A 25539-nucleotide genomic window follows, 5' to 3' on the forward strand; every position below is an offset into this window, starting at 1 on the left:
ACCCTTCTTTCCGGTCTTTCATCCGCCTGGCGGTGGTCGCGCTAAGTCTCTGTGATTCAACGCTTATTTTTCGTTTTTCAGGGTCGATTTTCTTGACTCTGGGGGATGCCCGTACCTATAGTGTCGAAAAGTGGGGCAAAGTGGGGAAAGGTGGGTAACCACCGCTTAATCATGTTTCGAGGTGTCAGCCAACTCAATCTGGATGCGAAAGGCCGCCTGGCCATGCCGGCGCGGTATCGCGACGACTTGGCGGCGAGCTGCAACAGCCAGCTGGTGATTACGGTCGACCCTTCCCGCTGCCTGCTCCTCTACCCGTTTCCGGAGTGGGAGCGCATCGAGCAGAACCTGATGTCCCGCCCCAACATGAATCCCAAGGTGCGCAACCTGCAGCGCCTACTGGTGGGTCACGCCACCGAGTGCGAACTGGATGGCAGTGGCCGTTTGCTCCTGCCCACGCCCCTGCGCAGCTATGCCGGCCTGGAAAAACGGGTGGTGCTGCTGGGTCAGGGCAAGAAGTTCGAGATCTGGGATGAAGCGACCTGGGAGGAGACCTGCGCCCAGGTACTGGGGGGTGACGTGGATGACGAAGCGCTCGAGTCCATCGCGTTGTGACGGACATGGAAGCCGTCTCCCATACCCCGGTGCTGCGCGACGCAGTCCTGGAGGGCCTGGCCGTGCGCGCTGATGGCTTCTACGTCGACGGCACCTTCGGCCGCGGTGGTCACAGCCGCGCGATCCTGGAACACCTGGGGCCGGATGGCCGGTTGCTGGCGATGGATCGCGACCCGGAGGCGGGCGCCGCCGCTGCGGCCTTTACCGATGACTCCCGCTTTTCCTTCGAGGCGGCACCGTTCTCCACTATGGCCGCCACCCTGCAGCAGCGTTCGCCAGACCGCGGGCCGGATGGCGTGTTTCTGGACCTCGGCGTGTCCTCGCCGCAGCTGGACACCCCCGAGCGTGGGTTCAGCTTTCAGCACGACGGCCCTCTGGACATGCGCATGGACCCGACGAGCGGCGCGAGCGTGGCGGATTGGCTGGCCGCTGCCGACGAGGCCGAGATTGCCGATGTGATCTACCACTACGGCGAAGAGCGTCACTCCCGTCGCATCGCCCGAGCCATCGTGGCGGCGCGTGCCGAGACCCCGATCACCCGGACTGGAGAGCTGGCCGAGATCGTGCGTCGCGCCGTCCCCAAGCGCGAACCCGGCAAGCACCCGGCCACCCGTACCTTTCAAGCCCTCCGCATCTTCGTGAACGAGGAATTGGCCGAGTTGGAGCAGTGGCTGGCGACGATCCCCGATGCCTTGCCCAGTGGGGCGCGGCTGGTGGTGATCAGCTTCCATTCGCTGGAAGACCGGATGGTGAAGCAGGCCCTGCGCAAGCCGGTGGCCAACGTGCGCTTGCCGCGGGGGCTGCCGGTGATGCTGGAAGAACCCGAGCGCAAACTGCGCCCGGTGGGCAAGCCGGTCCATGCCGATCGTGAAGAGCAGCGCATCAACCCACGTTCGCGGTCCGCGGTCCTGCGGGTCGGGGAGCGGCTCTGATGGTTGCCCGCGGGCTCCTCGCGGTGGCGCTGGCGACGGGTGTTTTCGCTTCGGCCATCGGTGTTGTGGCGGCCAAGCATGAGGCGCGCCAGGCCTTTGTCGATCATCAACAGGCCCTGGACCAGCGCGACGCCCTGAATCTCGAATGGACCCAGTTACAGATCGAGCAGTCCACCTGGGCGACCCAGGGCCGGGTCGAGGAGCAGGCGCGCGAGAACCTGGGGATGATCCAGCCGGATTCCGACCGCATCGTCGTGATTGGGGGTGACCAATGGGCGCCTTGAAGCGACAGATCAGCGGCGGCCGTCTTAAGGTCGTGATTGCCGTCTTTGCCGTGGCCAGTGTGGCCCTGTTGCTGCGCGCCATCGACCTGCAGGTGCTGGAGCGCGATTTCCTGACCAAGCAGGGCGAGCAACGTCAGGTGCGCACCCTCACCGAGTCGGCCAACCGCGGCATGATTACCGACCGCTACGGTGAACCCCTGGCCATCTCGGCCCCTGTGCAGACCGCCTGGGCCAACCCGCGGGATCTGATCGGTCAGCGCGAGCGCTGGCCGGACCTGGCCGCGGCACTGGGTGTGGAGGATCGCTGGCTGGCGGAGCGGATCGAGAGCCGTGCGTCGCGCGAATTCATCTATTTGCGGCGCCACATGCTTCCAGAGCAGGCCGAGCGCGTCGCCGCACTGCGTATGCAGGGCGTCGGGTTGACCCGCGAATTCCGTCGTTACTATCCGCATGGCGAGGCCACATCGCACGTGCTCGGCTACACCAATATCGACGACCAGGGTCAGGAAGGCGTGGAGCTGGCGTTTGATCAATGGCTGTCGGGTCAGCCGGGCGCCAAGCGCGTGCTGCGGGATCGCCATGGCCGGACCATTCGTGACGTGGCGAGCATCCGGCCCGCCCGTGATGGCAACACCCTGGCGCTGACCCTGGATCAGCGCCTGCAATATCTGGCCTACCGTGAGTTGAAAACTGCGGTCACCGAGCACAACGCCAGCGGAGGTTCCGCCGTGCTGCTGGATGCCCGCAGCGGCGAGATCCTGGCATTGGTCAATCAGCCCGGGTTTAACCCCAACAATCGCGGCGCCATCCGCTCCGACCATGCTCGCAACCGCGCGGTCACGGATACGCTGGAACCGGGTTCGGTCATGAAGCCCTTCACCGTGGCGGCAGCCCTCGATTCGGGGGCGGTGGATGTCAACGACACGCTGGAAACTGGACCCGGCACCATGCGGGTGGGGCGTCTGACCGTGCGTGACCTGCGCGACTACGGAACGATTGACCTCACCACCCTGATTGCGCGCTCCAGTAATGTGGGGGCCACCCAGCTGGCGCTGGATACCCCGCCGGATCAGTTCTGGCAGGCCCTGCATCAGGCCGGGTTTGGTCAGCGCCCCGGCACCCACTTCCCGGGCGAGGCCGCCGGCCGTCTGCGCGACTTCCCCACCTGGCGCGAGGTTGAGCAGGCCACCCTCGGGTACGGCTACGGCCTGTCCCTGTCTCCGCTGCAGATGGCCGCGGCCTATACCGCCTTCGCCAACGATGGCCAGCGTGTACCGGTCCGCCTGGTGCGTACCGCCGATGACCTGCGCGAACCGACACAGGTAATGACCCCGCGTACCGCGCGCCAGGTGCTGGGGATGATGGAACACGTGATCGGTACCGAGGGCACGGCCCGGCAGGCCGCGATCGACGGCTATCGGGTCGCGGGCAAGACCGGCACCAGCCGCAAGAGCGGCCCAGGCGGTTATACCGAGGATCGCTATTTCTCATCCTTTGTTGGGCTGGCTCCGGCCTCCGACCCGCGTTTTGTGATGGCGGTGGTTATCGACGAACCGGGTGCTGGCGTCTATTACGGCGGTGCCGTCGCGGCCCCGGTGTTTCAGCGCGTTGTTAGCTCGGCCCTGCGCATGTTCAACGTGTACCCGGATGCGATGCCGGAAATCCCGATGCGATTGGCCGCCGAACACGAGGGGGCGACATGATGGCCGCTCGTGATACCCGAGGTGTGGGCGGGCCTGTGCTGGGGGATCTGCTCCCGGTCGAGTTCCTGACTCGCGACCAAGCGGCGCTGCCAGTGGCGGATCTGGTGCAGAATAGCCGTCGGGTCGTGCCGGGAACCGTCTTCGTGGCTTTGGCAGGCACTCGTCACCATGGCCTGGAGCACGCGGCCGATGCGGCCGCACGGGGTGCCAGCATCGTCCTGTGGGACGAGGCCGAGAGCGCCGACGTGGCGACCAATGTCCCCCTGCTCCGCGTGCCGGGGCTGCGCAGCCTTTTACCGCAAATGGCGTCGGAAGTATTCGGTGCCTGGCCGCAGAAGGCCCCGATCGTGGCGGTCACCGGTACCGACGGCAAGACCTCGGTGACCCACCTGATCGCGCTCGCCCTCGAAGCCTTGGGCCGGCCGGCGGGTCTGATCGGCACGCTGGGTGTGGGCCGTCCTGGCCACCTGGTCGATACCGGCCATACCACACCGGGCGTGATCGACCTGCATCGGCACCTTGCGGAGCTGGCTCAGGTCGGCTGCGGTGCGGTGGCGCTGGAGGCCTCTTCGCATGGCCTGGCGCAAGGACGCCTTGCTGGCACGCCGATTACCGTCGGCGTGTTGACGCACCTGAGTTCCGATCATCTCGATTTCCATGGCAATCAGGAGGCCTATGCCGCGGCGAAGGCCCTTCTATTCGCCTGGCCCGGGCTGCAGACGGCGGTGCTCAACGCGGATGATGCCTTTGGCCGTCAGGTCGCCCAACGCCTCCCATCCGGCGTTCAGCCAGTGACCTATAGCGCTGCTGGCGCACCGGCCGATCTGTGCGCTCAGGACGTCGAGACGAGCCCCGAGGGCCTCCGTTTTACCCTGCATGCCGGCGGCCAGGCGTACGCGGTGCGATCCCCCCTGTTCGGTCTGTTTCAGGTCGGAAATCTGCTGGCCACTTTGGCCACCCTGCAGGCCTTGGGCGTGGATCGCGAGCATGCGATCACCGCGGTGACCGAATTGCCCGGTGTGCCGGGGCGGATGGAGCGGTTCCCGCAGCCGAACGGGGCACTGGCAGTGGTGGATTATGCCCACACCGCCGAGGCTCTGGAAGCCGCTCTCTGCGCGCTGCGCCCGCATACCGAGGGCCGTTTGAGTGTGGTGTTTGGCTGCGGCGGCGAGCGCGATCGAGGCAAGCGGCCGGCGATGGGCGAGATGGCTTGTCGTCAGGCTGACGTGATCTTTGTAACCGACGATAACCCCCGCGGGGAGGATCCGGCTGCGATCCGCGCCGAAATCCTTGCCGGCTGCGCGAATCCCGCCGAATGCCACGAAATCGGTGATCGCTCCACCGCGATCGCCAGCGCGCTGGCCGAGGCGGGCGCCGGCGATGTGGTCCTGGTCGCTGGCAAGGGGCATGAGACGACGCAGGAAATTCGCGGGCAGCGCTATCCATTCAGCGACCGTGAGCAGGTGCAGGTTTGGGCAAGCCGGCACGCAAAGGAAACGCGCAGCCAAGACCGCACGAATGGGGAGACGCGGCAATGATCCGAATGACGAGCCAGGAGCTGGCCACGGCCGTGGGTGGGCGCCTGCAGGGCGCTGCGGACGTGTCCTTCGAGGGGGTGTTTACCGATACCCGCGAGCCACGGCCCGGTGCGCTGTCTATCGCGCTGAAAGGGCCTAATTTTGACGCTCACGATCACCTCGCGGCGGATCTTCCGGCAACCGTGTTGCTGGTGGAGCGGCCCCTTGATCTGCCTCGCCCGCAAGTCATCGTGGCCGATACCCGCGAGGCCCTGGGCCGGCTCGGTCGTCATTGGCGCCGCCAGAGTCGCGCGCGGGTCATCGCGCTAACCGGTTCCAACGGCAAGACCACGACCAAGGAGATGCTGCGCTGCATCCTCGAAGGGGTGGGGTCGGTGCATGCCACGGCCGGCAACCTGAACAACGAGATTGGGGCGCCGCTGACCTTGCTGGCGATGCCGCTGGATAGCGACTACGCGGTGATTGAGCTGGGTGCGAACCACGCCGGCGAGATCGGCCGTATGGTGCGGTGGGTGGAACCCCAGGTGGCCCTGATCACCAACGCGGGCCGAGCCCACCTCGAAGGCTTTGGGAGTCTGGAGGGTGTGGCTCATGCCAAGGCCGAGATCTATTCCGGTCTGCCGGCGCAGGGCGGCACCGCGGTCATCAATCTGGATGACCCTTTCTCCGACTACTGGTTGTCGCTGAACGAACACCATCACTGCCAGCGCTTCTCGCTGGAAGGTGGCGGCGAGGTTGAGGGCATGTGGCAAGCCCCGGACCGGCTGCGACTGGCCATTCTTGGGGCAGGGCGTGACCTGCGTCTGGCGGGGCCGGGCCGCCACCTCGCCGCCAATGCGGTTGCGGCCGCAGCGGCTGCCAACGCCGTGGGCATTGGCATTGATCGCATTGTCGAGGGTCTGTCTCGTTGGCAGCCAGTACGGGGCCGCCTGCAAGAGTTGTGGCATGTCACCGGCGCCCGTGTGTGGGACGACAGCTACAACGCCAACCCCGATTCACTGCGTGCGGGGCTGGAAGTCCTGGCCGCGATGCCTGGGCGCCGCATTCTGGTATTGGGCGCGATGGGCGAATTGGGAGCAGGCGCGGCCGACCTGCACGCCGAGACCGGAGAATTGGCGCGGGCGATGGGTATCGAGCATTGCCTGGCCCTGGGCGCCGCCGCGCGACCCACCGCTGAGGCCTTTGGCTCCGGCGGCGAGTGGTTCGACGATCACGCGGCGCTGGCCGCTCGACTCCCGCCACTGCTGGATGCCAACGCCACGGTTCTGGTGAAAGGTTCGCGCAGTCAGCACATGGAGCGGATTATCGAGGGGTTGGATCTGGCCTCGTCAGCGCCGGAGGTGGCCGATGCTGTTCGCGCTGACTGAATACCTGAGCCAGTTCTACTCCGGCTTCACCGTCTTTCAGTACCTGACCGTCCGCGCCATCCTCGGCGTGGTGACCGCGCTGGCGATCGCACTGTTGATCGGTCCGGCGATGATCCGCCGACTGACGGTCGGCAATATCGGCCAGCAGATTCGTGACGATGGTCCTGAATCGCACCTTACCAAGGCCGGCACGCCGACCATGGGCGGCGCCCTGATCCTGGTTGCGGTTGCGGTTGCGACCCTGATGTGGAGCGACCTGACCAACCGATTTGTGTGGCTTGTGTTGCTGACCACCCTTGCCTTCGGTGCGGTCGGGGGCTGGGATGACTACCTGAAGCTGCGCTACGGCAACAGCAAGGGACTGTCGGCGCGCGCCAAGCTTCTGTGGCAGACGTTGTTCGCCCTGATCGCGGCCGGCGTGATCATGTACACCGCACAGGGGCCGGTGGAGACGACCTTCTATCTCCCGGTGTTCAAGGACATCCAGTTCAGTCTGGGGTGGTTGTTCATCCCGTTGGTGTGGCTGGTGGTCGTTGGATCCTCGAATGCCGTGAACCTGACCGACGGACTTGATGGCCTGGCCATCATGCCGGCCGTCCTGGTCGCGGGCGCGCTGGGCGTGTTCGCCTACGCCGCCGGTCATGCCATCTTTGCCGACTACCTCGGTATCCCGGCCGTACCCGGCGTGGGCGAGGTGGTGATCTTCACCGCTGCCCTGGTCGGGGCCGGCCTCGGATTCCTTTGGTTCAATACCTACCCGGCGCAGGTCTTCATGGGCGATGTCGGGGCCCTCGCCCTGGGGGCGGCCCTGGGCATGCTGGCCATCCTTACGCGCCAGGAGATTGTGCTGTTGATCATGGGCGGCATCTTCGTCCTGGAGACCCTCTCGGTCATGATCCAGGTCGCGTCGTTCAAGTTGACCGGGCGTCGGATCTTCCGCATGGCCCCTTTGCACCACCACTTCGAACTCAAAGGTTGGCCGGAGCCGCGCGTGATTGTGCGGTTCTGGATCCTGACCGTGGTGTTCGTACTGATCGGTCTTGCGACCCTGAAGGTGCGCTGATCCCATGACGCAAGCCAACAACGACAACCTGATCGTGGGCCTGGGGGCGACTGGACAGTCGGTCGCCCGTTACCTGCGGGCGCAAGGTGAGTCGTTTGCGGTTACCGATACCCGCGCGGCCCCGGCGGCGCTGGAGTCGGGCGCCGCCCCCCGTTGGTTGCAAGACGCCTGGACGGGTCCGCTGGATCAGGTGGATACCACCGGTTTTCAGCGCATCATCGTCTCGCCGGGTGTAGCGCTGGGGCATCCTGTGTTGCAACGGGCCCGTGCCGCCGGTGCCGAGCTGACGGGCGACATTGACCTGTTTGCCGATGCCGCCGCCGCACCCGTCATCGCGATCACCGGCTCCAATGGCAAAAGCACGGTCACCGCGCTGGTGGCCGAGCTGCTGCAGGCCGCTGGCTGGAACATCGCGGTGGGTGGGAATTTTGGGACCCCGGCGCTGGATCTGCTGGCGCCTACCCCGCAGCTCTATGTGCTGGAGCTGTCGAGTTTTCAGCTCGAGCGCAGCGAACGCCTGGCGCCGGCGGCGGCCGCGATCCTGAATATCTCCCCCGATCATCTGGACCGGTACGCGGACCTGAATGCCTACGTGCAAGCGAAGGCCCGTATCCTGGATCGCGCCGAACGTGGGGTGTTGAACCGCGACGACGCCTGGCTGCGTGAACTCCCCCTGCCAGCCGGCCTGCAGGTGATCTCCTTTGGCCTGGATGCCCCCCATGCCGGCTCCGATTTCGGTGTGCGGGCCGCCACCGAAGGCGGTCCCGATCTCGTGCGGGGGGATGAGGCATTGCTCGCGACCGACCGACTGCGTCTGCGTGGCCAGCACAACTGGGCCAACGCCCTTGCCGCACTGGCCCTGGCATGGCCCTGGCTGGAGTCGGGCCGTTCCCGGGCCGAGGCGCTGGCGGCCCTGGCTGACTTTGCCGGGCTCCCGCATCGCTCGCAGTGGATCGCGGAGGTTGGCGGCGTCGAATACATCAATGACTCCAAGGGCACCAATGTGGGTGCCACCCTGGCCGCGCTGCGGGGTACACCTGGACCGCTGGTGCTGATCGCGGGTGGCCAGGGCAAGGGCCAGGATTTTGCGCCGCTGGCGGACTACATCCCGGGCAAGGTCCGCGGGGTGGTCCTGCTGGGTGAGGATGCGCCGGCCATCGCCCGCGCTCTGGCGTCCGTCGTGCCGGTGCAGCGTGTGGATGATATGGATGCGGCCGTTGCCCAGGCGGCGGCCTGGGCGGAGCCGGGCGATACCGTTTTGTTGTCGCCCGGTTGCGCCAGTCTCGACATGTACGTGGATTACCAGGCGCGCGGCGATGACTTCGCGCGCGCCGTTGGGGGGCTGGCGGCATGAGCGTCTCCAGCGCCAATATCGGACTCCCGGAGCGCGGTCTGGTCGCCGGCATGCGCGACCATGTGGACCTGCCGTTGCTCGCCGTGACCGCCATCCTGTTGGGGATTGGCCTGGTGATGGTGGCTTCCGCCTCCATGGGCCTGGGCGAACGCTATTTCGGCAATACCTGGCATTTCTTTCAACGCCAGGTGATCTTCGCCGCGATTGGGCTCGTGGTCGCGACCTTCCTTTGGACGGTCCCGCTGGCTCGCTGGGAACGCGCCGGGCCCTGGCTTCTGATCCTCGTGATGGCACTCCTGATCGCGGTGCTGATTCCGGGTGTCGGCCGCACCGTCAATGGCGCTACACGCTGGATTCCCCTGGGGGTCTTCAACCTCCAGGTCGCCGAGATGGTGAAGCTGCTGGTGGTGATGTACCTGGCGGGTTATATCGTGCGCCATTACTCGACGTTGCGGCTCCATTTCCTCGGCTTTATCCGCCCCCTGATCGTGCTCGGGGTGGGGACCATCCTGCTCCTGCTGCAACCCGACTTCGGCGGGGCTGCGATCATGTTGGCCATCGGTATGGGCATGCTGTTCCTCGCCGGTGCCAAGCTGTGGCAGTTCATGGCGCTGGGAGCGACCATCGCCATTGGCATGGCGGTCGTGGCGGTGGCGGCCCCGTATCGGGTTGCGCGCCTGACCGCCTTTCTCGACCCGTGGCAGGACCCCTTCGCCACCGGTTTCCAGCTGACGCAGTCGCTGATTGCGATCGGTTCCGGTGGCTGGTTTGGCGCCGGACTTGGGAACAGCGTGCAGAAGCTCTTCTACCTGCCCGAGGCCCACAACGATTTCCTGTTTGCGGTGTTTGCCGAGGAGTTCGGTTTTGTCGGGGTCGTGGCCCTGATCGCTTTGTTTGGGGTGTTGGTGTGGCGCTGTATCCGGATCGGGCTTGCCGCCGAGCGCGCGGGCCATGCCTTTGGTTCGCACCTGGCCTTCGGCGTTGCGATCTGGATGGGACTACAGGCCTTCCTCAACCTCGCGGTGAACATGGGACTGCTGCCGACCAAGGGTCTGACCCTGCCGTTTCTCAGCTACGGCGGGAGCTCTCTGATCGTTTCGCTGGCCGCCATCGGGTTGGTGATGCGGGTCTATCGCGAGGCGCAGGTGCCGGCTCCCCGTGCGGCACCGCCGGCACGTCGTCGGCGCGGGGGTGCCGCATGAGGGCCCCACGCATCCTGATCATGGCCGGCGGCACCGGCGGACACGTGTTCCCCGGCCTGGCGGTGGCCGAACAGCTGCGCGAGCGGGGCGCCGAGGTGCGCTGGCTGGGCACCGCTCGCGGGGTCGAGTCCCGCCTGGTGCCGGAGTCCGGTATCGAGCTGCATACGCTGCCGATTGCCGGCGTGCGGGGCAAGGGCCTGATGGGCTTGGCGCTTGCCCCCTGGCGGCTGGGCATCTCGCTGTGGGCGGCCTTGGGTCTGATGACCCGGCTGCGCCCTGATGCCGTGATGGGTTTCGGTGGATTCGCCGCCGGTCCTGGCGGCTTGATGGCCGCTGCCATGGGGCGCCCGCTGGCGATCCATGAACAGAACGCCGTGGCGGGAATGACTAATCGCTGGTTGGCCAAGGTTGCGGATCGCGTGTACGCAGGATTTGAAAACAGTTTCCCCGAGCGGGTCGCCGTGACCGTTGTAGGGAACCCGGTCCGCGCGCGGATCAGTGCGTTGCCCGCGCCCGAGGCTCGTTATGACGAGCGCTCCGGAGCCCTGAATATCCTGGTGCTGGGTGGCAGCCTGGGGGCGCGTTCGCTGAATCGCACGCTACCGGCGGGGCTGGCACGGATAGCCGCGGAACAGCCCCTGAATATCCGCCATCAGGCGGGCGAGCGCACCTTCGATGAGGCCCAAGCCGCCTATGCCGAGGCCCGCCTGGAAGCAGACGTCAGCGCGTTCATCGACGACATGGCCGCCGCTTACGCCTGGGCCGATCTGGTGATCTGCCGCGCCGGGGCATTGACCGTCGCGGAGATCGCGGCGGCGGGCCTCCCGGCGGTCTTCGTCCCGTACCCGCATGCAGTCGATGACCATCAGACCGCCAATGCCGAAGCCCTGGTCCAGGCCGGCGCTGCTTGGCGTATCGCGGATGCTGACCTGAGCGCGGATCGGGTGTATGACCTTCTGGCACCACTGGACCGCGAGACCTTGCGCGGCCGCGCGGTGCGGGCGCGCGAACAGGCCTGTCCGGATACCGCGCGGCGGCTGGCGGATGCCTGTATGGAGATGGCGGGCGCCCGCCGGGAGAAATCGTCATGAACGCGGCCCGTTTGCCCCGTCACGCGATGCGTCGCATCCGTCGAATCCACTGTGTGGGGATCGGCGGTTCCGGCATGAGCGGGATTGCCGAAGTGCTGCATCAGTTGGGTTACCAGGTCTCGGGCTCGGACCTGGGTCAGTCACCCATGGTTGAACGCCTGAAGGGCATGGGCATCCCGGTGGTTGCGGCCCATACCGAGGACAACGTGGCCGAGGCCGACGTGCTGGTGGTCTCCAGCGCGATCAATCCGACCAACCCCGAGGTCCAGGAGGCGCGCCGCCGCGGCATTCCGATCGTGCGCCGTGCCGAGATGCTGGCCGAGTTGATGCGTTTTCGTTATGGCATCGCGGTCGCCGGTACCCACGGCAAGACCACGACCACAAGTCTGACCGCCAGCGTGTTGGCGGAGGCGGGGATGGACCCGACGTTCGTGATCGGGGGCCGCCTGAACAGTACGGCCAGCCACTCGAACCTGGGTGCCGGGGATTATCTGGTGGCCGAGGCCGACGAGAGCGATGCCTCCTTCCTGCACCTGCAGCCGATGGTCAGCGTGGTCACCAATATCGACGCGGACCACCTTGGGACCTACGGCAACGATTTTCAGCAACTGCGGGCTACGTTCCTCGAGTTCCTGCACCACCTGCCGTTCTACGGCCTCGCCGTGCTGTGTTTGGATGACCCACAGGTTCGGGCGCTCGCGCCGGAACTGGAGCGCCCGCGTCTGACCTACGGCATCGATGAGCCCGCCGACGTCCGTGCCCACAACCTGCGTCAGGAAGGGGTACGGATGCACTTCGACCTGAAGCTCCCGGGACAGGCCCCGTTCCCGGTGACCCTGAATCTTCCGGGACGTCACAACGTCCTGAATGCCCTGGCGGCGGCCGCCGTCGCACATGAGCTGGAAGTGGGGCCGGCCGCAATCCAGGCCGCCTTCAAGCGATTCCAGGGCATCGGGCGGCGCTTCCAGGTGCAGGCCTGGAATGCGGCCAGCGGTCCGGTGACCCTGGTCGATGATTACGGCCACCACCCGCGCGAGATCTCCGCGACTCAGGCCGCCGCACTTGATGCCTGGCCTGGCCGCCGCCGGATCACCATCTTCCAGCCGCATCGTTATACCCGCACGCGGGATCTGTTCGAGGACTTCGTCGAGGCCTTGTCGGAGACCGATGTGTTGATCCTGTTGGAGGTCTATGCCGCCGGGGAAGATCCGATTGCGAGTGCCGATGGCCGCAGCCTGGCGCGCGCGATTCGCCTGCGCGGGCAGGTGGAACCCGTCTTTGTCGAGCATGCCGAGGACGTCGTCGGTGTGATCCAGGGGATGCTGCGCCCCGATGATGTCGTGATCGCGCAGGGGGCAGGCGACATCGGCCGCCTCGCTGGGCTGTTGCCGCAGGAACTGCGCGACACCGAGGGGGAATCATGATGGCGGCCCGCACAGTGGATCCGGCCAAGGGCCCGTTCGCCCAGCCGCCGCGTGGTCGGTTGCAGGCGCAAGTGCCGCTCGCTGGCCTGACCTCCTGGCGGGTCGGCGGCCCGGCGGACTGGCTGTTCCAGCCTGCCGACCTGGATGACCTGGTGGATGCCTTGCGCGATCACGCCCGCCACTCCCCGGAGTTGCCGGTGACCTTCCTCGGCCTGGGCAGCAATGTGTTGGTCCGGGATGGAGGTGTCGACGGCCTGGTGATCCATCTGTCGGGGGTCCTCAACGAGCGCCGCCGGTTGGATGGAAATCGTCTGCTGCTGGGGGGTGGTCTCGCTTGCGCCCAGGCGGCGCGCTTCAGTGCCCGCGAAGGCCTGGTCGGGGCGGAGTTCCTGGCCGGTATCCCCGGCACGGTCGGCGGTGCATTGCAGATGAACGCCGGCGCGTGGGGCGGCGAGATCTGGCCGTTGGTGGAGTCGGTCGGCACGGTGAATGCCCGTGGCGAACTCCATAGCCGCACCCCGAAGGATTACGTCATCGGTTATCGCAGCGTGCATGGACCCGAAGAGGAGTGGTTTACCGGGTGTGTACTGCAGCTGACTGCGGGCGACGCGGACGTCGGCACCCGCCGCATTCGGGAACTCCTGCGCGAGCGTTCCGCCAAGCAGCCGCTGGGGCTGCCGTCCTGTGGATCGGTGTTCCGTAATCCGGAGGGCGACCATGCCGCGCGTCTGATCGAGGCGGCAGGCCTGAAGGGCCTGCGCCGCGGCGCGGCGGAGATCTCATTCAAGCACGCCAATTTTATTACCCACGACGGCACTGCGCTGGCCGCCGATATCGAGTGGCTATTGCGCCATGCCCAAGCCGAGGTCCAGCGCCAGTTCGGGGTGCAGCTGGAGCCCGAGGTGCGGGTGCTGGGACGACCCGTCGACGGGGCCGACGCAAACGAGGGAACGTCATGAGCAAGCGAAGCGCACAAGACTACGGCCGGGTCGCCGTCCTGATGGGCGGGTGGTCCGGTGAGCGCGAGATCTCGCTGAACAGTGGCCAGGCGGTGTTGGCGGCGCTGCGGCGCCGAGGTGTGGACGCCCATCCGCTGGATCTGACCCGCGAGAATGCTCGGTGTCTGGCCGTGGAAGGCTATGACCGGGTGTTCATTGTGCTCCATGGCGAGTGCGGCGAGGACGGGACGTTGCAGGGTTGCCTGGACATGGCAGGCTTGCCGTACACCGGCACTGGGGTCCTCGGATCGGCTCTCGGCATGGACAAGCTGGCCTGCAAGCGACTGTGGGCCGGCAGCAATCTGCCCAGCGCGCCCTACCGTTTGTTGACACCGGGATTCGACCTGGACGCCGTCGCTGAAGCCCTGGGACTCCCGCTAATCGTGAAGCCGGCGCGCGGCGGATCCAGCCTGGGCATTACCCGAGTGGACCGGGTGGCGGATCTGCCCGCCGCCTTCGAGGCCGCGCGGCTGCAGCCGGGCCAGGTCTTCGCGGAGCAGTGGATCCGGGGCCGCGAATACACCGTCGCGATCCTGGGCAACGAGCCCTTGCCGGTGGTCGAGATTCGTACCCCCGGCGGCTTCTACGACTACCACGCCAAGTACGAGGCCGATGATACCGGCTACATCTGCCCGCCGCCGTTGTCTTCCAGCGAGCTGCTCGAGCTGCAATCGCTGGCCATCGCGGCGTTCGCGACCCTGGAAGGTTGCGGCTGGGGGCGGGTCGACATTCTGCAGGACGAGCATGGCGAGAGCTTCCTGATCGAGGTGAACACCATCCCGGGTATGACCGATCACTCCCTGGTACCCAAGGCCGCGGCCCAGGCCGGCATCGATTTCGATGAGCTGTGCCTGCGAATACTGGATTCGAGTTTCGAATGTGGAGGGCTGCGTTGAGCGCACGTCGCACAACTCGACCGGCGCGCCAGCCACAGCGTCAGGGGCCCTCGCCCCTGCGCCGTGCGGTCGGGCCGGGTCTGCGTTTGATGGCCGGCATGGGCCTGGCCGGAGTGTTGGTGTTGGGCACGGTGGCTTGGCTCCAGTTCGACCCGGACGCCCTGCTGCCGATCGAGCACATCGAAGTGGCCGGTAATCCGCAGCACGCCGATGTCGCCGCGGTACGCGAGCTCGCCCGCGCCCACGCACCCGGGTTCGTCGGCGCCGAGCTGGAGCGGCTGCGCGATGCATTGGAGGCGCAGGCCTGGATCGACGCGGTGAGTCTGCGGCGGCAGTGGCCCGACACCTTGGTGGTCGAGATTCGCGAGCCGGTTCCGGTCGCGCAGTGGGGCGCGGACCACCTGGTCGATCGCCATGGTCGTCTGTTCGGCCCGGTCGATTTGACGGAATGGGACAGCCTGCCGGCGTTGGCGGGCACTGATGGTCGCCAGGTGGTGCTGATGCATCGCTATCTGGAGGTCTCGGCCCGGCTCGCCGATGCCGGGCTGGAGGTGGTGGGTCTGGAAGAGGGTGCGCGGCATGACTGGACCATCCATCTGGCCGACGGCGTGCGGGTGCTCATGGGGCGTGACTCCGATCGGAGTCGGTTGGGGCAGTTGGTACGGGCGGTACCGGCCATCCGGGGTTATCGCGAGGCACCGGTGGAACGCATCGACCTGCGTTATCCCCACGGCCTCGCGGTGGCCTGGGCGGATACGGCGGATGACGGTGCGGGGAAAGCCCGATGACACGAACGACAGGACGCAAAAAGATGATGGCAAAGAAGTCGGAACCCGGTCTGATCGTCGGCCTGGATGTCGGGACCTCGAAGATCGAGGCGGTTGTCGGGGAGCTGACCGAAGAAGGCGAGATCGAGATCATCGGGATCGGGTCCTCGCCGTCGCGCGGGCTCAAGAAGGGCGTGGTCGTCAACATCGAGTCCACCGTCCAGTCGATCCAGCGCGCGGTGGAGGAGGCCGAGCTGATGGCCGGCTGTGAGATCCACTCGGTCTACACCGGGATCGCCGGCTCCCACATCAAGAGCTACAACTCTACGGGGGTGGTCGCGATCAAGGACGGCGAGGTGGTCGCCGGCGATGTCGATCGGGTGATCGATGCCGCGCGCGCGATCGCCATCCCGGCGGATCAGCGCATCCTTCACGTGCTGCCGCAGGAATACATCATCGACGAGCAGGAGGGCATCCGCGAGCCGATCGGGATGTCCGGGGTGCGGCTGGAAGCCAAGGTGCACCTGGTCACCGGCGCGGTGTCCGCGGCGCAGAACATCGTCAAGTGTGTGGAACGCTGCGGCCTGCGGGTCGATGACATCATCCTCGAGCAGCTGGCCTCCAGCTACTCGGTGCTGACCGACGACGAGAAAGACTTGGGGGTGTGCCTGGTTGATATTGGCGGGGGTACCACCGACATCGCCGTGTTCGCCCACGGCGCCATTATGCACACCGCGGTTATCCCGATTGCCGGCGACCAGGTCACCAATGACATCGCGGTCGCCCTGCGCACCCCGACCCAATACGCCGACGAACTCAAGATCAAGTACGCCTGCGCGCTGCGCTCGCTGGCCGACCCCGGTGAGAGCATCGAGGTCCCCGGCGTGGGCGATCGTGCCGCGCGGCGGCTGTCGCGCCAGACGCTCGCCTCGGTGGTGGAGCCGCGTTACGAAGAATTGTTGCAGCTGGTGCAGGCGGAACTGCGCCGCTCCGGCACCGAAGAAATGATTGCCGCCGGGGTGGTGCTCACCGGCGGCTCGTCCCGAATGGAAGGTGTGGTGGACCTCGCCGAAGAGGTCTTCCACATGCCCGTACGCCTGGGGGTGCCGCAACGCGTCACCGGGCTCCTGGATGTGGTGAGAAATCCGATTCACGCAACGGGTGTTGGGCTTTTGCTCTACGCCCGCGAGTCGCGTGCGGAGCAGGAGGCCCGGCCCGTGAGCAGCGGGTTCCAGGGCGTATGGACGCGCATGAAGCGCTGGTTTTCCGGACAGTTCTGATGATTAGAACACGCCGGATCGTGGGGGTCGGACCGCTCTCCGACCATGAAGCAGGCCAACAGCAGTTTATGTACACACGCAACGAGAGGACGCAGCCATGACGTTCGAACTGATGGACACCTATAGCCAGAACGCGACGATCAAGGTCGTCGGCGTCGGAGGCGGCGGTGGTAACGCCGTCCAACATATGGTCAACGCGCAGCTGGAAGGCGTCGACTTCATTTGCGCCAACACGGATGCCCAGGCATTGAAGAGCCTGGATTCCAAGACGCTGCTGCAACTGGGCGGCGACATCACCAAGGGCCTCGGTGCCGGGGCGGATCCGTCCGTGGGTCGCGAGGCCGCGCTAGAGGATCGTGAACGCATCCAGGATCTGCTGCAGGGGGCCGACATGGTCTTCATCACCGCCGGTATGGGTGGTGGTACGGGGACCGGTGCCGCGCCGGTCGTGGCACAGATCGCCAAGGAGATGAACATCCTGACCGTCGCGGTCGTCACCAAGCCATTCCCGTTCGAGGGCAAGCGCCGCATGCAGGTCGCGATGTCCGGGATCAAGGCCCTGACCGAACAGGTGGACTCCCTGATCACCATCCCCAACGAGAAGCTCCTAACGGTGCTGGGCAAGAACACCACGCTGCTGGACGCCTTCAAGGCCGCCAACGATGTGCTGTTCGGGGCGGTTCAGGGGATCGCGGAACTGATCACGCGTCCGGGACTGATCAACGTCGACTTTGCCGACGTGCGCAACGTGATGCGCGAAATGGGTATGGCGATGATGGGGACCGGCACCGGTACCGGTGAGGATCGTGCCCGCGAGGCAGCCGAGGCCGCGATTGCCAGCCCCCTGCTGGAAGACATCGACATCTCCGGGGCGCGCGGCATCCTCGTGAACGTTACTGGCGGTATGGATGTCGGTATTGGCGAGTTCGAAGAGGTGGGCGAAGCAGTGAAAGCCCTGGCCTCGGAAGATGCCAACGTTGTCGTGGGAACGGTCATCGACCCCGAGATGACCGACGAGCTGCGGGTGACCCTGGTGGCTACTGGGCTCGGTACGCCGGCCACGCAGTCGGAGCGTCCGGCGGTACGGGTGGTGGATGCACAACCGAAGAAGGCCGTGGGCTCGGATGTCGAGGTCGACCTGGACCAGCCGACCGTCAAGCGTCGTGGTGGCGACAACCTGGCGGTGGACTATAACCAGCAGCAAGGCATTGATGTGCTGGATATTCCGGCCTTCCTGCGAAAGCAGGCGGACTGAGACCGCGGGCACATGCAGGATGGGCGGAATCCTGCAATAATGCGGTCATCGTTGTGTGCATAGGGAGCCTGGGAGGGCCCGGGCTCCGCTTATGCGCCTTGCTGTATAGAGAAAGAGGCTCAAATCGTTGATCAGACAAAGAACGCTCAAGAACAGCATTCGGGCGACCGGTGTCGGTCTGCATACCGGAGAAAAGGTAGTGTTGACCCTGCGTCCGGCCCCGGTGAACACCGGGATTGTGTTCCACCGCTGCGATCTTGATCCGTCCGTGGAGATTCGCGCCTGTGCTGACAATGTCGGCGACACGCGACTGTCTACTACGCTGGTCAAAGGTGATGTCCGGGTTTCGACCGTGGAGCACCTGCTCTCGGCCATTGCCGGATTGGGTATCGACAACCTGCACGTGGATGTCAGTGCCGCCGAGGTGCCGATCATGGACGGCAGTGCCGGTCCCTTTGTGTTTCTGCTGCAGTCCGCCGGACTGAAAGAGCAGGATGCACCCAAGGAATTCATCCGGGTGAAGCGCAGCGTGGAAGTCCGCGAGGGCGACAAATGGGTGCGCTTCGACCCCTACGAGGGCTTCAAGGTCGGCTTCTGTATCGATTTTGAACACCCCATGTTTACCGATGGAAGCCAGCGCGCGGAGCTGGATTTCTCCTCCACCTCCTTCGTCAAGGAGGTCTCGCGTGCCCGCACCTTCGGGTTCATGCGTGACATCGAGGCCCTGCGGGCCAACCAGCTGGCACTGGGTGGCAGCCTGGACAACGCGGTGGTGCTTGATGACTACAAGATCCTGAACGAAAACGGGCTGCGTTATGACAACGAGCTGGTCAAGCACAAGATCCTCGACGTGGTCGGGGATCTTTATCTGCTGGGCCACAGCCTGATTGGCGCATTTACCGGGCACAAGTCCGGTCATGCCCTGAACAATCAGTTGATTCGGCAGCTCGCCGCCGACGAGACGGCGTGGGAAAAGGTCACCTTCGAGGATCCGAGCGAGCGGTTGCCGATCTCCTTCGGCCAGCTGGCGCCGACACCGGCAGGCTAGTCGGGCGGCGTCTTCGCCGCGCACGCCAGCCGTTGCAGGGCGTTGGCCAGCCCGTCGTCCTGAATCCCGGCGGCGGTATCGGCGAGGATTTGGCGTGCCGATTCCGGGATCTCGCGCGGTTCCAGGCGCTGCGCCGGTTCAGGGGCGCGCGGCGTCTGGGTCAGGCGAATTCGCATCTGCTCAATGCCCGCGAAGCCCGCAGCGGCCAGTGTCTTGAGGAGCTCGCGCTGCTGGAAGCGCAGTTCCGTGGCCAATCCGCGATCGGCGCAGATCGCGACCAGGCTGTCGTCGCGCAAGGTAAAGGCGAGACGGCCGGCCTGGAGGGCATCGCCCACGAGCGGTTCCATGGCGCGTTCCACGCCCCGGTCGCGGCTAGAGTGAGCCGACCAGTCGTGGGCAATGAACCGGCTGATGCGCTGTGGTTTCATCGTGGCCCTTCGCCGTTTCGTGCCGGATAGAACGAGAGGATTTGCATGCAGTTGATCGTACTACGTCCCGACGGCCTCTGTGCGCGTCTGCCGCTTTGGGTAATAACGCTGGCCGTGGCGGTTTTTGCGCTGCTGATGTTGGCGGCCCTGATGGCGGCTTACCACGCCGGTCAAGGTCAGCGCGAGGTGGTCAAGATCCCCGTAACCAGCACCCTGGACACGGTGGCGGTGGATGCCGCCGAGCGCGACGCGGCGCGTGAGGGCTTGACCCTGCTGGTCGATCGCGTCGTCTCCCTCGAGCGCCAGCTGGCGAGGGTGGACTTGCGAATCCGCTCCGTCGGAGACTCCCTGGGCTTGGATGTCACCGAACTGGAACCGGAGACCGGTGGCCAGGGCGGGCCATTGCTGGAGGGGCCGGACTCGCCGCTGGAGATCCATGATCGTCTGCTCGCGCTGGAACACCTGCTCGGCCGGCACCTCGACGCAGTCGATACCATGGGCGCCGAACTCCGGCAGGATGCCGCTCGCGAGGCATTGAACCCGCATTTCCGTCCGGTGGATGAAGAATCCTGGGTCAGTTCGGCGTTTGGTTATCGCGAGGACCCGTTCACCGGGCAGCGCCGTTTTCATTCCGGTATGGACTTCGCCGGGCGGCCTGGCTCCGACATTCGCGCCGCCGGAGGTGGCTTGGTCGTGTTTGCGGGACGCCACGGTGCCTATGGCAATCTGGTAGAGATTGCCCATGGCGGGGGACTCAACACCCGTTATGCCCACAACGAAGACATCCTGGTCGAACCGGGTCAGCGCGTCGAGGCGGGTGACGTCATTGCCACCATGGGCCGCACCGGTCGCGCCACCGACACCCACCTGCACTACGAAGTGGTCAAGGCCGGCCAGGCCGTCAATCCGTATTCCTTCCTCCCCGATCAGGATTGATCAGCGTTTCCCTTGCCGCCTCCCGGGACAGCGTTTCCCGGGCGGATCGTTTATCCTAGGCGGGTTTCAGCCAACCCTTTCGGATCCCCATGGTCAAGCAGCTCGTACAGAAGATCTTCGGTAGTCGCAACGATCGCATCCTCAAGCGCTATGTCCGCGCGGTCGAGCGTATCAACGCATTAGCCGACGCCACCGAGGCACTGCCGCAAGAGGAGCTGCGGCACAAGACGCAGGAGTTCCAGCGCCGACTGTCCGAAGGCGAGGATCTGGAGAAGTTGCTGCCCGAGGCCTTCGCGGTCTGCCGCGCGATGAGTGCGCAGGTGTTGGGGCTACGGCACTTCGACGTCCAGCTGATCGGGGGCATGGTCCTCAACGACGGCCGTATTGCCGAGATGCGCACCGGTGAGGGCAAGACCCTGGTGGCGACGCTGCCCACCTATCTCAACGCCCTCACGGGTGACGGTGTGCACGTGGTTACGGTGAACGATTACCTGGCCCGCCGTGACGCCGCCTGGATGGGGCGGCTCTACCATGCCCTTGGTTTGTCCGTCGGGGTGGTGAACAGCTCCGGTGGCCTGGGGGTGGATTCCGCCTCGTACCTGTTCGACCCGGATTACCACGCCGAGGAAGGCGGCTTCGATCACCTGCGCCCTGTGACCCGGCGTGAAGCCTATGCCGCGGATCTCACCTACGGCACGAACAACGAATTCGGGTTCGACTACCTGCGCGACAACATGGCGTTCTCGGCCGAACAGCGCGTGCAGCGCGCGCTCAATTTTGCGGTGGTCGACGAGGTCGACTCCATCCTGATCGACGAGGCCCGTACGCCGTTGATCATCTCTGGTCCCAGCGGGGACAGTTCCGAACTCTACGAACGTCTCAATACCATCCCGCCGCAGCTTGTGCGTCAGGAAGATGAAGAGAGCGAGGGTGACTACTTCGTAGACGAGAAGGCCAAGCAGGTCTTCCTCAGCGAAGAGGGTCACGAGAAAGCCGAGCTGCTGCTGCGCGAGGCCGGGCTGCTCGAGGAGTATCAGACCTTGTATGACTCCGCGAGCATCGCGGTGCTGCATCACCTGAATGCGGCATTACGTGCCCATGCGTTGTTCCATCGCGATGTGGACTATCTGGTCCGCGATAACAAGGTCCAGATCATTGACGAGTTCACCGGCCGCATTATGGGGGGGCGGCGCTGGTCCGAAGGCCTGCATCAGGCGATCGAGGCGAAGGAAGGTGTGCCAATTCAGCGTGAGAACCAGACGCTGGCCTCGATCACCTTCCAGAATTATTTCCGCCTCTACGACAAGCTCTCCGGCATGACCGGGACGGCCGATACCGAGGCCTACGAGTTCAAGACGATCTATGACCTGGAAGTAGTCGTGATCCCCGGCAACAAGCCGCTGGTCCGCGATGACATGCAGGACCTGGTGTTTCTGACCCAGGAAGAGAAGTACGAGGCCATCATCAAGGAGATCCAGTGGTGTGTGGATCGTGGCCAACCGGTATTGGTGGGTACCGCCTCGGTCGAGAGCTCCGAGCAGCTGGCCACGGCGCTGAAGAAGACCGGCATCCCCTTCGAGGTCCTGAACGCCAAGCAGCACGAACGCGAGGCCGCGATCATTGCTCAGGCCGGCCAGCCCAAGGCCGTGACCCTGGCGACCAACATGGCCGGTCGTGGTACCGACATCGTGCTGGGGGGATCGCTGGACGCTGAACTGGCCGAGATCGATCCCGAGGATACCGCGAAGCAGGAGGCGACCCGCGCCGACTGGCAGCAGCGCCATGACGCCGTGCTGGAGTCGGGCGGCCTGCACATCATCGGTTCCGAGCGCCACGAATCCCGCCGTATCGACAATCAGCTGCGCGGCCGCTCCGGTCGTCAAGGGGACCCGGGCTCCAGCCGTTTCTTCCTGTCGCTGGAAGACAATCTGATGCGGGTGTTTGCCTCCGAGCGTGTGCGCAGCCTGATGCAGCGCCTGGGCATGAAGGAGGGCGAGGCGATCGAGAACGCCTGGGTCTCGCGCGCGATCGAGAACGCCCAGCGCAAGGTCGAGGCGCACAACTTCGATATCCGCAAGCAGCTACTGGAATACGACGATGTCGCCAACGACCAGCGTCGGGTGATCTACGAACAACGCGCCGAGCTGCTGACCACCGATGACATCAGCGACACTATCGATACGCTGATCGAGGATGTGGTCAATGCCCTGATCAGTCAGTATCTCCCGCCCGGGTCGATCGAGGACGAGTGGGATATCGAGGGTCTGCAGCAGGCTCTGATGGGCGAGTTCGGGCTCGACCTTCCGGTCCAGCAGTGGCTGGACGATGAAGATGACCTGCACGAGGAGCCGCTGCGCGAGCGCATCGTTGGTCACGCGCGCGAGATGCTCAGCTATAAGCGCGCGCATCTGGGGGACGAGACCATGAACCGACTGCAGCGCGACGTGATGCTGCAGGTCCTCGACAGCCAGTGGAAGGAACACCTGGCGGCAATGGACTACCTGCGCCAAGGTATTGGCTTGCGCGGCTATGCCCAGCGCAATCCGAAGCAGGAATACAAGAAAGAAGCCTTCGCGATGTTCCAGACGTTGCTGGAACGCATCAAGCACGATGTCGTGAAGTTCTTGATGCGGATGCAGTTGCGCTCCCCGGAGGAGGTCGAGGCGCTCAAGCCGAAGAAGGCCGCGCCGGCCGAGGACGATTTGCAGTTCCAGCACCAGAACCCGGACAGCGCCCTGAACACCGGCGCCGAGGGCGAGGCGGGTACCCGCGAGCCTGTCGCTAGCGGCGACGCCCCGTACCGGCGCGAGGAGCCGAAATTGGGCCGTAACGAACCTTGCTGGTGCGGGTCCGGCAAGAAGTTCAAGCATTGCCACGGCAAGCTGTAGGCCGGTCCCCGGTGTCGAGCTGATCGCATGGCCGTAGGACTTTCCATCCCCGAGGCACTGCAGCCCATTCCCGGAATCCGTCTCGCCACTGCGGCCGCCGGTATCCGGTATGCCGGGCGAGATGACCTGGTCCTGATGGATGCGGGTCCCGATGCGACCATCGCCGCGCTGTTCACCACCAACGCCTTTCGCGCCGCCCCGGTAGTGGTCGCTGCCGAACACCAGGCGAGCGGCTATCCGCGCTGGCTGTTGATCAACGCGGGTAACGCCAATGCGGGCACGGGTGAACCGGGTCTGCTGGCTGCTCGCACCTGCTGCGAGGCGTTGGCCGGGGTCGCGGGTGGGTCAGCCGATGCGGTTCTGCCCTTTTCCACCGGAGTGATCGGCGAACCGTTGCCGGTGGACCGCATCACGACCGCATTGCCGGCCTTGTATGCCGCCCTCGCTCCGAATGCCTGGATGCAGGCCGCTCGCGCGATTATGACCACCGACACCGTGGTCAAGGGCGGCAGCCGCCGCGTTCAGCTGTCGCAGGGAGAGGTCACGCTGACCGGCATCGCCAAGGGCTCCGGGATGATCCATCCGAACATGGCGACCATGCTGGCCTTTATCGGTACTGACCTGGTTGTCGAAGCCGATGCGCTGGAGGGTCTGTTGCGTCAGGCCAACCGAGACAGCTTCAACGCGATCACCGTGGATGGCGACACCTCGACCAACGATGCGCTGGTCTGCATGTCCAGCGGTGCCAGCGGCGCGGGGCTGGCGACCGCTGCAGATCGCGAGGCCTTCGCCTCTGCCCTGGATGCGATCTGCCTCGAGCTGGCCCAGGCCATCGTGCGCGACGGCGAAGGGGCCACCAAGTTCGTGACCGTCGAGACGACCGGTGCCCGCGAGCACGACGAGGCGGTGCGAGTGGCGGAGACCGTAGCCCTGTCGCCACTGGTCAAGACGGCGCTGTTTGCCTCGGATCCGAACTGGGGTCGGATTCTGGCCGCCGTGGGGCGCGCCGGGATTCCGGATCTGGTGATTGAACGTGTGGCGATCCGGGTGAACGAGGTCGAGATTGTGCGCAACGGCGGTCGTGCACCCGCGTATCAGGAGGCCGATGGCCAGCAGGCCTTTACCGCCGAGGAGATCCATATTGTGATTGACCTTGGGCGGGGTGACGCGACGGCGCGCAAGTACACCTGCGACTTCTCCCACGAGTACGTACGCATTAATGCCGAGTACCGTTCCTGATACGGGTGCGGTTCCGGTCGAAGTTGCGATCGGCATGATCCTTGATGCCACGGGCCGGGTGCTGGTAACCCATCGCACCCAGGGCCGCCACCTGGCCGGCCTGTGGGAATTCCCTGGGGGTAAGGTGGATCGGGACGAGCAGCCCGCGGAGGCCCTCGCGCGCGAACTGGATGAGGAGTTAAGCATCCGTGTGGAATCAGCCGTCCAGTGCCTCACCATCCCCCATCGCTACGCTGAACGGACGGTCCGGCTGCACGTGTTCCGTGTCATCGAGTGGTCGGGGCAGCCGGCAGGGCGCGAGCGCCAGTCCCTTGAATGGCGAGACCCGACGCTGCTCGACCCGGCGGACTTCCCGGAGGCGAATCGTCCCATGCTGCAGGCTCTGACCCTGCCTTCCCTATACCTGGTGACTCCGTCGCCCGATAGTGCCTCCGAAATGGGCTCGGTGATCTTGGATGTGGCGAACGCGTTGCGCGCGGCGCGTGCAGGTATGGTGCAAGTGCGCGCGCCGGCCCTGGCGCGCGACGCCTATCGTCAGTTCCTCGCCGCAATCACGGCAGTGGCCGACCCGCTCGACATCCCCGTACTGGCGAACGCGCCGCTGGAGTGGTTGAACGGTTTCTCTAAAGTCGGAGTGCACCTGCCCGAGCGCCGCTGGCGCGCGCTGGAGGCGCGGCCGTTGGTCCCAGGTCGGGTGGCGGCTTCGGTGCATGATGTTGCGGGGCTTGAAGCGGCCGCGTCCCTGGGTCTCGACTTCGCGGTTCTGGGGCCGGTTCAGGCGACCGCGACCCACCCGGGGGCCGAGCCCTTGGGCTGGGAACGGTTTGGCGAATGGGTGCGCCAGTCCGCCATCCCGGTGTATGCGCTGGGCGGGATGGATCTTGGGGCTCTGCCCCGGGCGCAGGCGGTCGGCGCGCAGGGGATCGCGGCCATTCGCGGATTGCTAGGGAGACGCTGATTGAATCGCACGTCCGCGTTGGTGCCCCCCAGTTTTTCGAGACAAACGTTCCGAGACAAGGCGCGTCGTGTAGCGGGTAGTGGTTCTACCCGCCCGTTTCTGATGGATTGGGCGCGCAACGCAGGATCGGGCCATATTCATTCAGAATCGGGGGGGCACCAACCCCACAAGCTATTGAAAGCAGGGGCTCGGCCGCTTTGGTGCGCGCACAGCGTTGCGGTTCCCTTGTGCAGAATGACTGCACGGCAGTCACCGCGCCTTGTGCGCACGCAAAAG

At 65.6% G+C, this 25539-nt stretch carries 22 protein-coding genes; 21 read left to right on the plus strand and 1 reads right to left on the minus strand.

Annotated features, from left to right (window positions below):
* Positions 1-171: 171 nt before the first annotated feature.
* The 17 genes from mraZ to lpxC all read left to right on the plus strand — a co-directional run bounded on the left by mraZ (position 172) and on the right by lpxC (position 18814).
* A complete protein-coding gene (gene mraZ / locus F462_RS08395) occupies positions 172-612 on the plus strand; it encodes a division/cell wall cluster transcriptional repressor MraZ (protein ID WP_018140216.1) in 441 nt (146 codons plus the stop codon).
* Positions 613-617: 5 nt separating this feature from the next.
* A complete protein-coding gene (gene rsmH / locus F462_RS08400) occupies positions 618-1544 on the plus strand; it encodes a 16S rRNA (cytosine(1402)-N(4))-methyltransferase RsmH (protein WP_026181449.1) in 927 nt (308 codons plus the stop codon).
* On the plus strand, positions 1544-1828 hold the full coding sequence (gene ftsL / locus F462_RS08405) for a cell division protein FtsL (protein ID WP_018140218.1): 285 nt from the start codon (positions 1544-1546) through the stop codon (positions 1826-1828). The genes rsmH and ftsL overlap by 1 nt, the downstream gene beginning before the upstream one ends.
* Complete coding sequence (locus F462_RS08410; protein WP_038053228.1) at positions 1816-3531, plus strand: peptidoglycan D,D-transpeptidase FtsI family protein; 1716 nt, start codon at positions 1816-1818, stop codon at positions 3529-3531. Before ftsL ends, F462_RS08410 begins: the two co-directional genes overlap by 13 nt.
* Positions 3528-5069: a UDP-N-acetylmuramoyl-L-alanyl-D-glutamate--2,6-diaminopimelate ligase gene (locus F462_RS08415; RefSeq protein WP_038053230.1), complete on the plus strand. Its 1542-nt coding sequence runs from the start codon at positions 3528-3530 to the stop codon at positions 5067-5069. The genes F462_RS08410 and F462_RS08415 overlap by 4 nt, the downstream gene beginning before the upstream one ends.
* A complete protein-coding gene (gene murF, locus F462_RS08420) occupies positions 5066-6436 on the plus strand; it encodes a UDP-N-acetylmuramoyl-tripeptide--D-alanyl-D-alanine ligase (protein ID WP_038054921.1) in 1371 nt (456 codons plus the stop codon). The genes F462_RS08415 and murF overlap by 4 nt, the downstream gene beginning before the upstream one ends.
* Positions 6417-7499 carry a phospho-N-acetylmuramoyl-pentapeptide-transferase gene (mraY, locus tag F462_RS08425; RefSeq protein WP_038053232.1) on the plus strand — a complete coding sequence of 361 codons (1083 nt, stop codon included), beginning with the start codon at positions 6417-6419 and terminating at the stop codon, positions 7497-7499. Before murF ends, mraY begins: the two co-directional genes overlap by 20 nt.
* 4 nt (positions 7500-7503) lie before the next feature.
* Positions 7504-8853, plus strand: coding sequence for a UDP-N-acetylmuramoyl-L-alanine--D-glutamate ligase (gene murD, locus F462_RS08430; protein ID WP_038053234.1), 1350 nt, complete (start codon positions 7504-7506; stop codon positions 8851-8853).
* Positions 8850-10055, plus strand: a complete 1206-nt coding sequence (gene ftsW, locus F462_RS08435) for a putative lipid II flippase FtsW (protein WP_018140224.1) — start codon at positions 8850-8852, stop codon at positions 10053-10055. The genes murD and ftsW overlap by 4 nt, the downstream gene beginning before the upstream one ends.
* Positions 10052-11146: an undecaprenyldiphospho-muramoylpentapeptide beta-N-acetylglucosaminyltransferase gene (gene murG, locus F462_RS08440; RefSeq protein WP_038053237.1), complete on the plus strand. Its 1095-nt coding sequence runs from the start codon at positions 10052-10054 to the stop codon at positions 11144-11146. Before ftsW ends, murG begins: the two co-directional genes overlap by 4 nt.
* On the plus strand, positions 11143-12570 hold the full coding sequence (murC, locus tag F462_RS08445; protein WP_038053240.1) for a UDP-N-acetylmuramate--L-alanine ligase: 1428 nt from the start codon (positions 11143-11145) through the stop codon (positions 12568-12570). Before murG ends, murC begins: the two co-directional genes overlap by 4 nt.
* A complete protein-coding gene (gene murB / locus F462_RS08450) occupies positions 12567-13529 on the plus strand; it encodes a UDP-N-acetylmuramate dehydrogenase (RefSeq protein ID WP_038053243.1) in 963 nt (320 codons plus the stop codon). Before murC ends, murB begins: the two co-directional genes overlap by 4 nt.
* Positions 13526-14464, plus strand: coding sequence for a D-alanine--D-alanine ligase (locus F462_RS08455; RefSeq protein ID WP_038053245.1), 939 nt, complete (start codon positions 13526-13528; stop codon positions 14462-14464). The genes murB and F462_RS08455 overlap by 4 nt, the downstream gene beginning before the upstream one ends.
* Before the next feature lie 98 nt (positions 14465-14562).
* Positions 14563-15252: a cell division protein FtsQ/DivIB gene (locus tag F462_RS08460; RefSeq protein ID WP_038054923.1), complete on the plus strand. Its 690-nt coding sequence runs from the start codon at positions 14563-14565 to the stop codon at positions 15250-15252.
* 23 nt (positions 15253-15275) lie between these two features.
* Positions 15276-16511, plus strand: coding sequence for a cell division protein FtsA (ftsA, locus tag F462_RS08465; RefSeq protein WP_018140230.1), 1236 nt, complete (start codon positions 15276-15278; stop codon positions 16509-16511).
* Between the two features lie 97 nt (positions 16512-16608).
* Positions 16609-17766 carry a cell division protein FtsZ gene (gene ftsZ, locus F462_RS08470; protein ID WP_018140231.1) on the plus strand — a complete coding sequence of 386 codons (1158 nt, stop codon included), beginning with the start codon at positions 16609-16611 and terminating at the stop codon, positions 17764-17766.
* A gap of 127 nt (positions 17767-17893) precedes the next feature.
* Complete coding sequence (gene lpxC, locus F462_RS08475) at positions 17894-18814, plus strand: UDP-3-O-acyl-N-acetylglucosamine deacetylase (protein ID WP_081610798.1); 921 nt, start codon at positions 17894-17896, stop codon at positions 18812-18814.
* Here lpxC and F462_RS08480 read toward each other — a convergent pair.
* Positions 18811-19242 carry a DciA family protein gene (locus tag F462_RS08480; RefSeq protein WP_038053246.1) on the minus strand — a complete coding sequence of 144 codons (432 nt, stop codon included), beginning with the start codon at positions 19240-19242 and terminating at the stop codon, positions 18811-18813. The two genes, lpxC and F462_RS08480, sit on opposite strands and share 4 nt — an antisense overlap.
* 45 nt (positions 19243-19287) lie before the next feature.
* On the opposite strand from F462_RS08480, the gene F462_RS08485 reads away from it, so the two are divergent.
* The 4 genes from F462_RS08485 (at position 19288) to F462_RS08500 (ending at position 25263) form a co-directional block, all read left to right on the plus strand.
* Positions 19288-20178 carry a M23 family metallopeptidase gene (locus F462_RS08485; protein ID WP_038053248.1) on the plus strand — a complete coding sequence of 297 codons (891 nt, stop codon included), beginning with the start codon at positions 19288-19290 and terminating at the stop codon, positions 20176-20178.
* Positions 20179-20267: 89 nt separating this feature from the next.
* Positions 20268-23066 (plus strand): preprotein translocase subunit SecA, encoded by a 2799-nt coding sequence (secA, locus tag F462_RS08490; RefSeq protein ID WP_038053250.1) that lies wholly within the window; start codon positions 20268-20270, stop codon positions 23064-23066.
* 27 nt (positions 23067-23093) lie between these two features.
* Entirely contained in the window at positions 23094-24305 is a 1212-nt protein-coding gene (gene argJ, locus F462_RS08495; RefSeq protein WP_038053256.1) for a bifunctional glutamate N-acetyltransferase/amino-acid acetyltransferase ArgJ, read from the plus strand.
* Positions 24286-25263, plus strand: coding sequence for a Nudix family hydrolase (locus F462_RS08500; protein WP_038053259.1), 978 nt, complete (start codon positions 24286-24288; stop codon positions 25261-25263). Before argJ ends, F462_RS08500 begins: the two co-directional genes overlap by 20 nt.
* Positions 25264-25539: the final 276 nt, after the last annotated feature.

The sequence above is a fragment of the Thioalkalivibrio sp. ALJ1 genome, from assembly GCF_000745395.1.
Classification (GTDB): domain Bacteria; phylum Pseudomonadota; class Gammaproteobacteria; order Ectothiorhodospirales; family Ectothiorhodospiraceae; genus Thioalkalivibrio.

Excerpts from the sequence above, each read along its gene's own strand:
- murB (WP_038053243.1), top strand. The coding sequence starts at position 12,567 with ATGATGGCGGCCCGCACAGTGGATCCGGCCAAGGGCCCGTTCGCCCAG.
- F462_RS08455 (WP_038053245.1), top strand. The coding sequence starts at position 13,526 with ATGAGCAAGCGAAGCGCACAAGACTACGGCCGGGTCGCCGTCCTGATG.
- ftsA (WP_018140230.1), top strand. The coding sequence starts at position 15,276 with ATGATGGCAAAGAAGTCGGAACCCGGTCTGATCGTCGGCCTGGATGTC.
- mraY (WP_038053232.1), top strand. The coding sequence starts at position 6,417 with ATGCTGTTCGCGCTGACTGAATACCTGAGCCAGTTCTACTCCGGCTTC.
- argJ (WP_038053256.1), top strand. The coding sequence starts at position 23,094 with ATGGCCGTAGGACTTTCCATCCCCGAGGCACTGCAGCCCATTCCCGGA.
- mraZ (WP_018140216.1), top strand. The coding sequence starts at position 172 with ATGTTTCGAGGTGTCAGCCAACTCAATCTGGATGCGAAAGGCCGCCTG.
- F462_RS08500 (WP_038053259.1), top strand. The coding sequence starts at position 24,286 with ATGCCGAGTACCGTTCCTGATACGGGTGCGGTTCCGGTCGAAGTTGCG.
- murG (WP_038053237.1), top strand. The coding sequence starts at position 10,052 with ATGAGGGCCCCACGCATCCTGATCATGGCCGGCGGCACCGGCGGACAC.
- secA (WP_038053250.1), top strand. The coding sequence starts at position 20,268 with ATGGTCAAGCAGCTCGTACAGAAGATCTTCGGTAGTCGCAACGATCGC.
- F462_RS08460 (WP_038054923.1), top strand. The coding sequence starts at position 14,563 with ATGGGCCTGGCCGGAGTGTTGGTGTTGGGCACGGTGGCTTGGCTCCAG.
- murC (WP_038053240.1), top strand. The coding sequence starts at position 11,143 with ATGAACGCGGCCCGTTTGCCCCGTCACGCGATGCGTCGCATCCGTCGA.
- F462_RS08415 (WP_038053230.1), top strand. The coding sequence starts at position 3,528 with ATGATGGCCGCTCGTGATACCCGAGGTGTGGGCGGGCCTGTGCTGGGG.
- F462_RS08485 (WP_038053248.1), top strand. The coding sequence starts at position 19,288 with ATGCAGTTGATCGTACTACGTCCCGACGGCCTCTGTGCGCGTCTGCCG.
- F462_RS08410 (WP_038053228.1), top strand. The coding sequence starts at position 1,816 with ATGGGCGCCTTGAAGCGACAGATCAGCGGCGGCCGTCTTAAGGTCGTG.
- murF (WP_038054921.1), top strand. The coding sequence starts at position 5,066 with ATGATCCGAATGACGAGCCAGGAGCTGGCCACGGCCGTGGGTGGGCGC.
- F462_RS08480 (WP_038053246.1), bottom strand. The coding sequence starts at position 19,242 with ATGAAACCACAGCGCATCAGCCGGTTCATTGCCCACGACTGGTCGGCT.
- murD (WP_038053234.1), top strand. The coding sequence starts at position 7,504 with ATGACGCAAGCCAACAACGACAACCTGATCGTGGGCCTGGGGGCGACT.
- ftsZ (WP_018140231.1), top strand. The coding sequence starts at position 16,609 with ATGACGTTCGAACTGATGGACACCTATAGCCAGAACGCGACGATCAAG.
- ftsL (WP_018140218.1), top strand. The coding sequence starts at position 1,544 with ATGGTTGCCCGCGGGCTCCTCGCGGTGGCGCTGGCGACGGGTGTTTTC.
- rsmH (WP_026181449.1), top strand. The coding sequence starts at position 618 with ATGGAAGCCGTCTCCCATACCCCGGTGCTGCGCGACGCAGTCCTGGAG.
- ftsW (WP_018140224.1), top strand. The coding sequence starts at position 8,850 with ATGAGCGTCTCCAGCGCCAATATCGGACTCCCGGAGCGCGGTCTGGTC.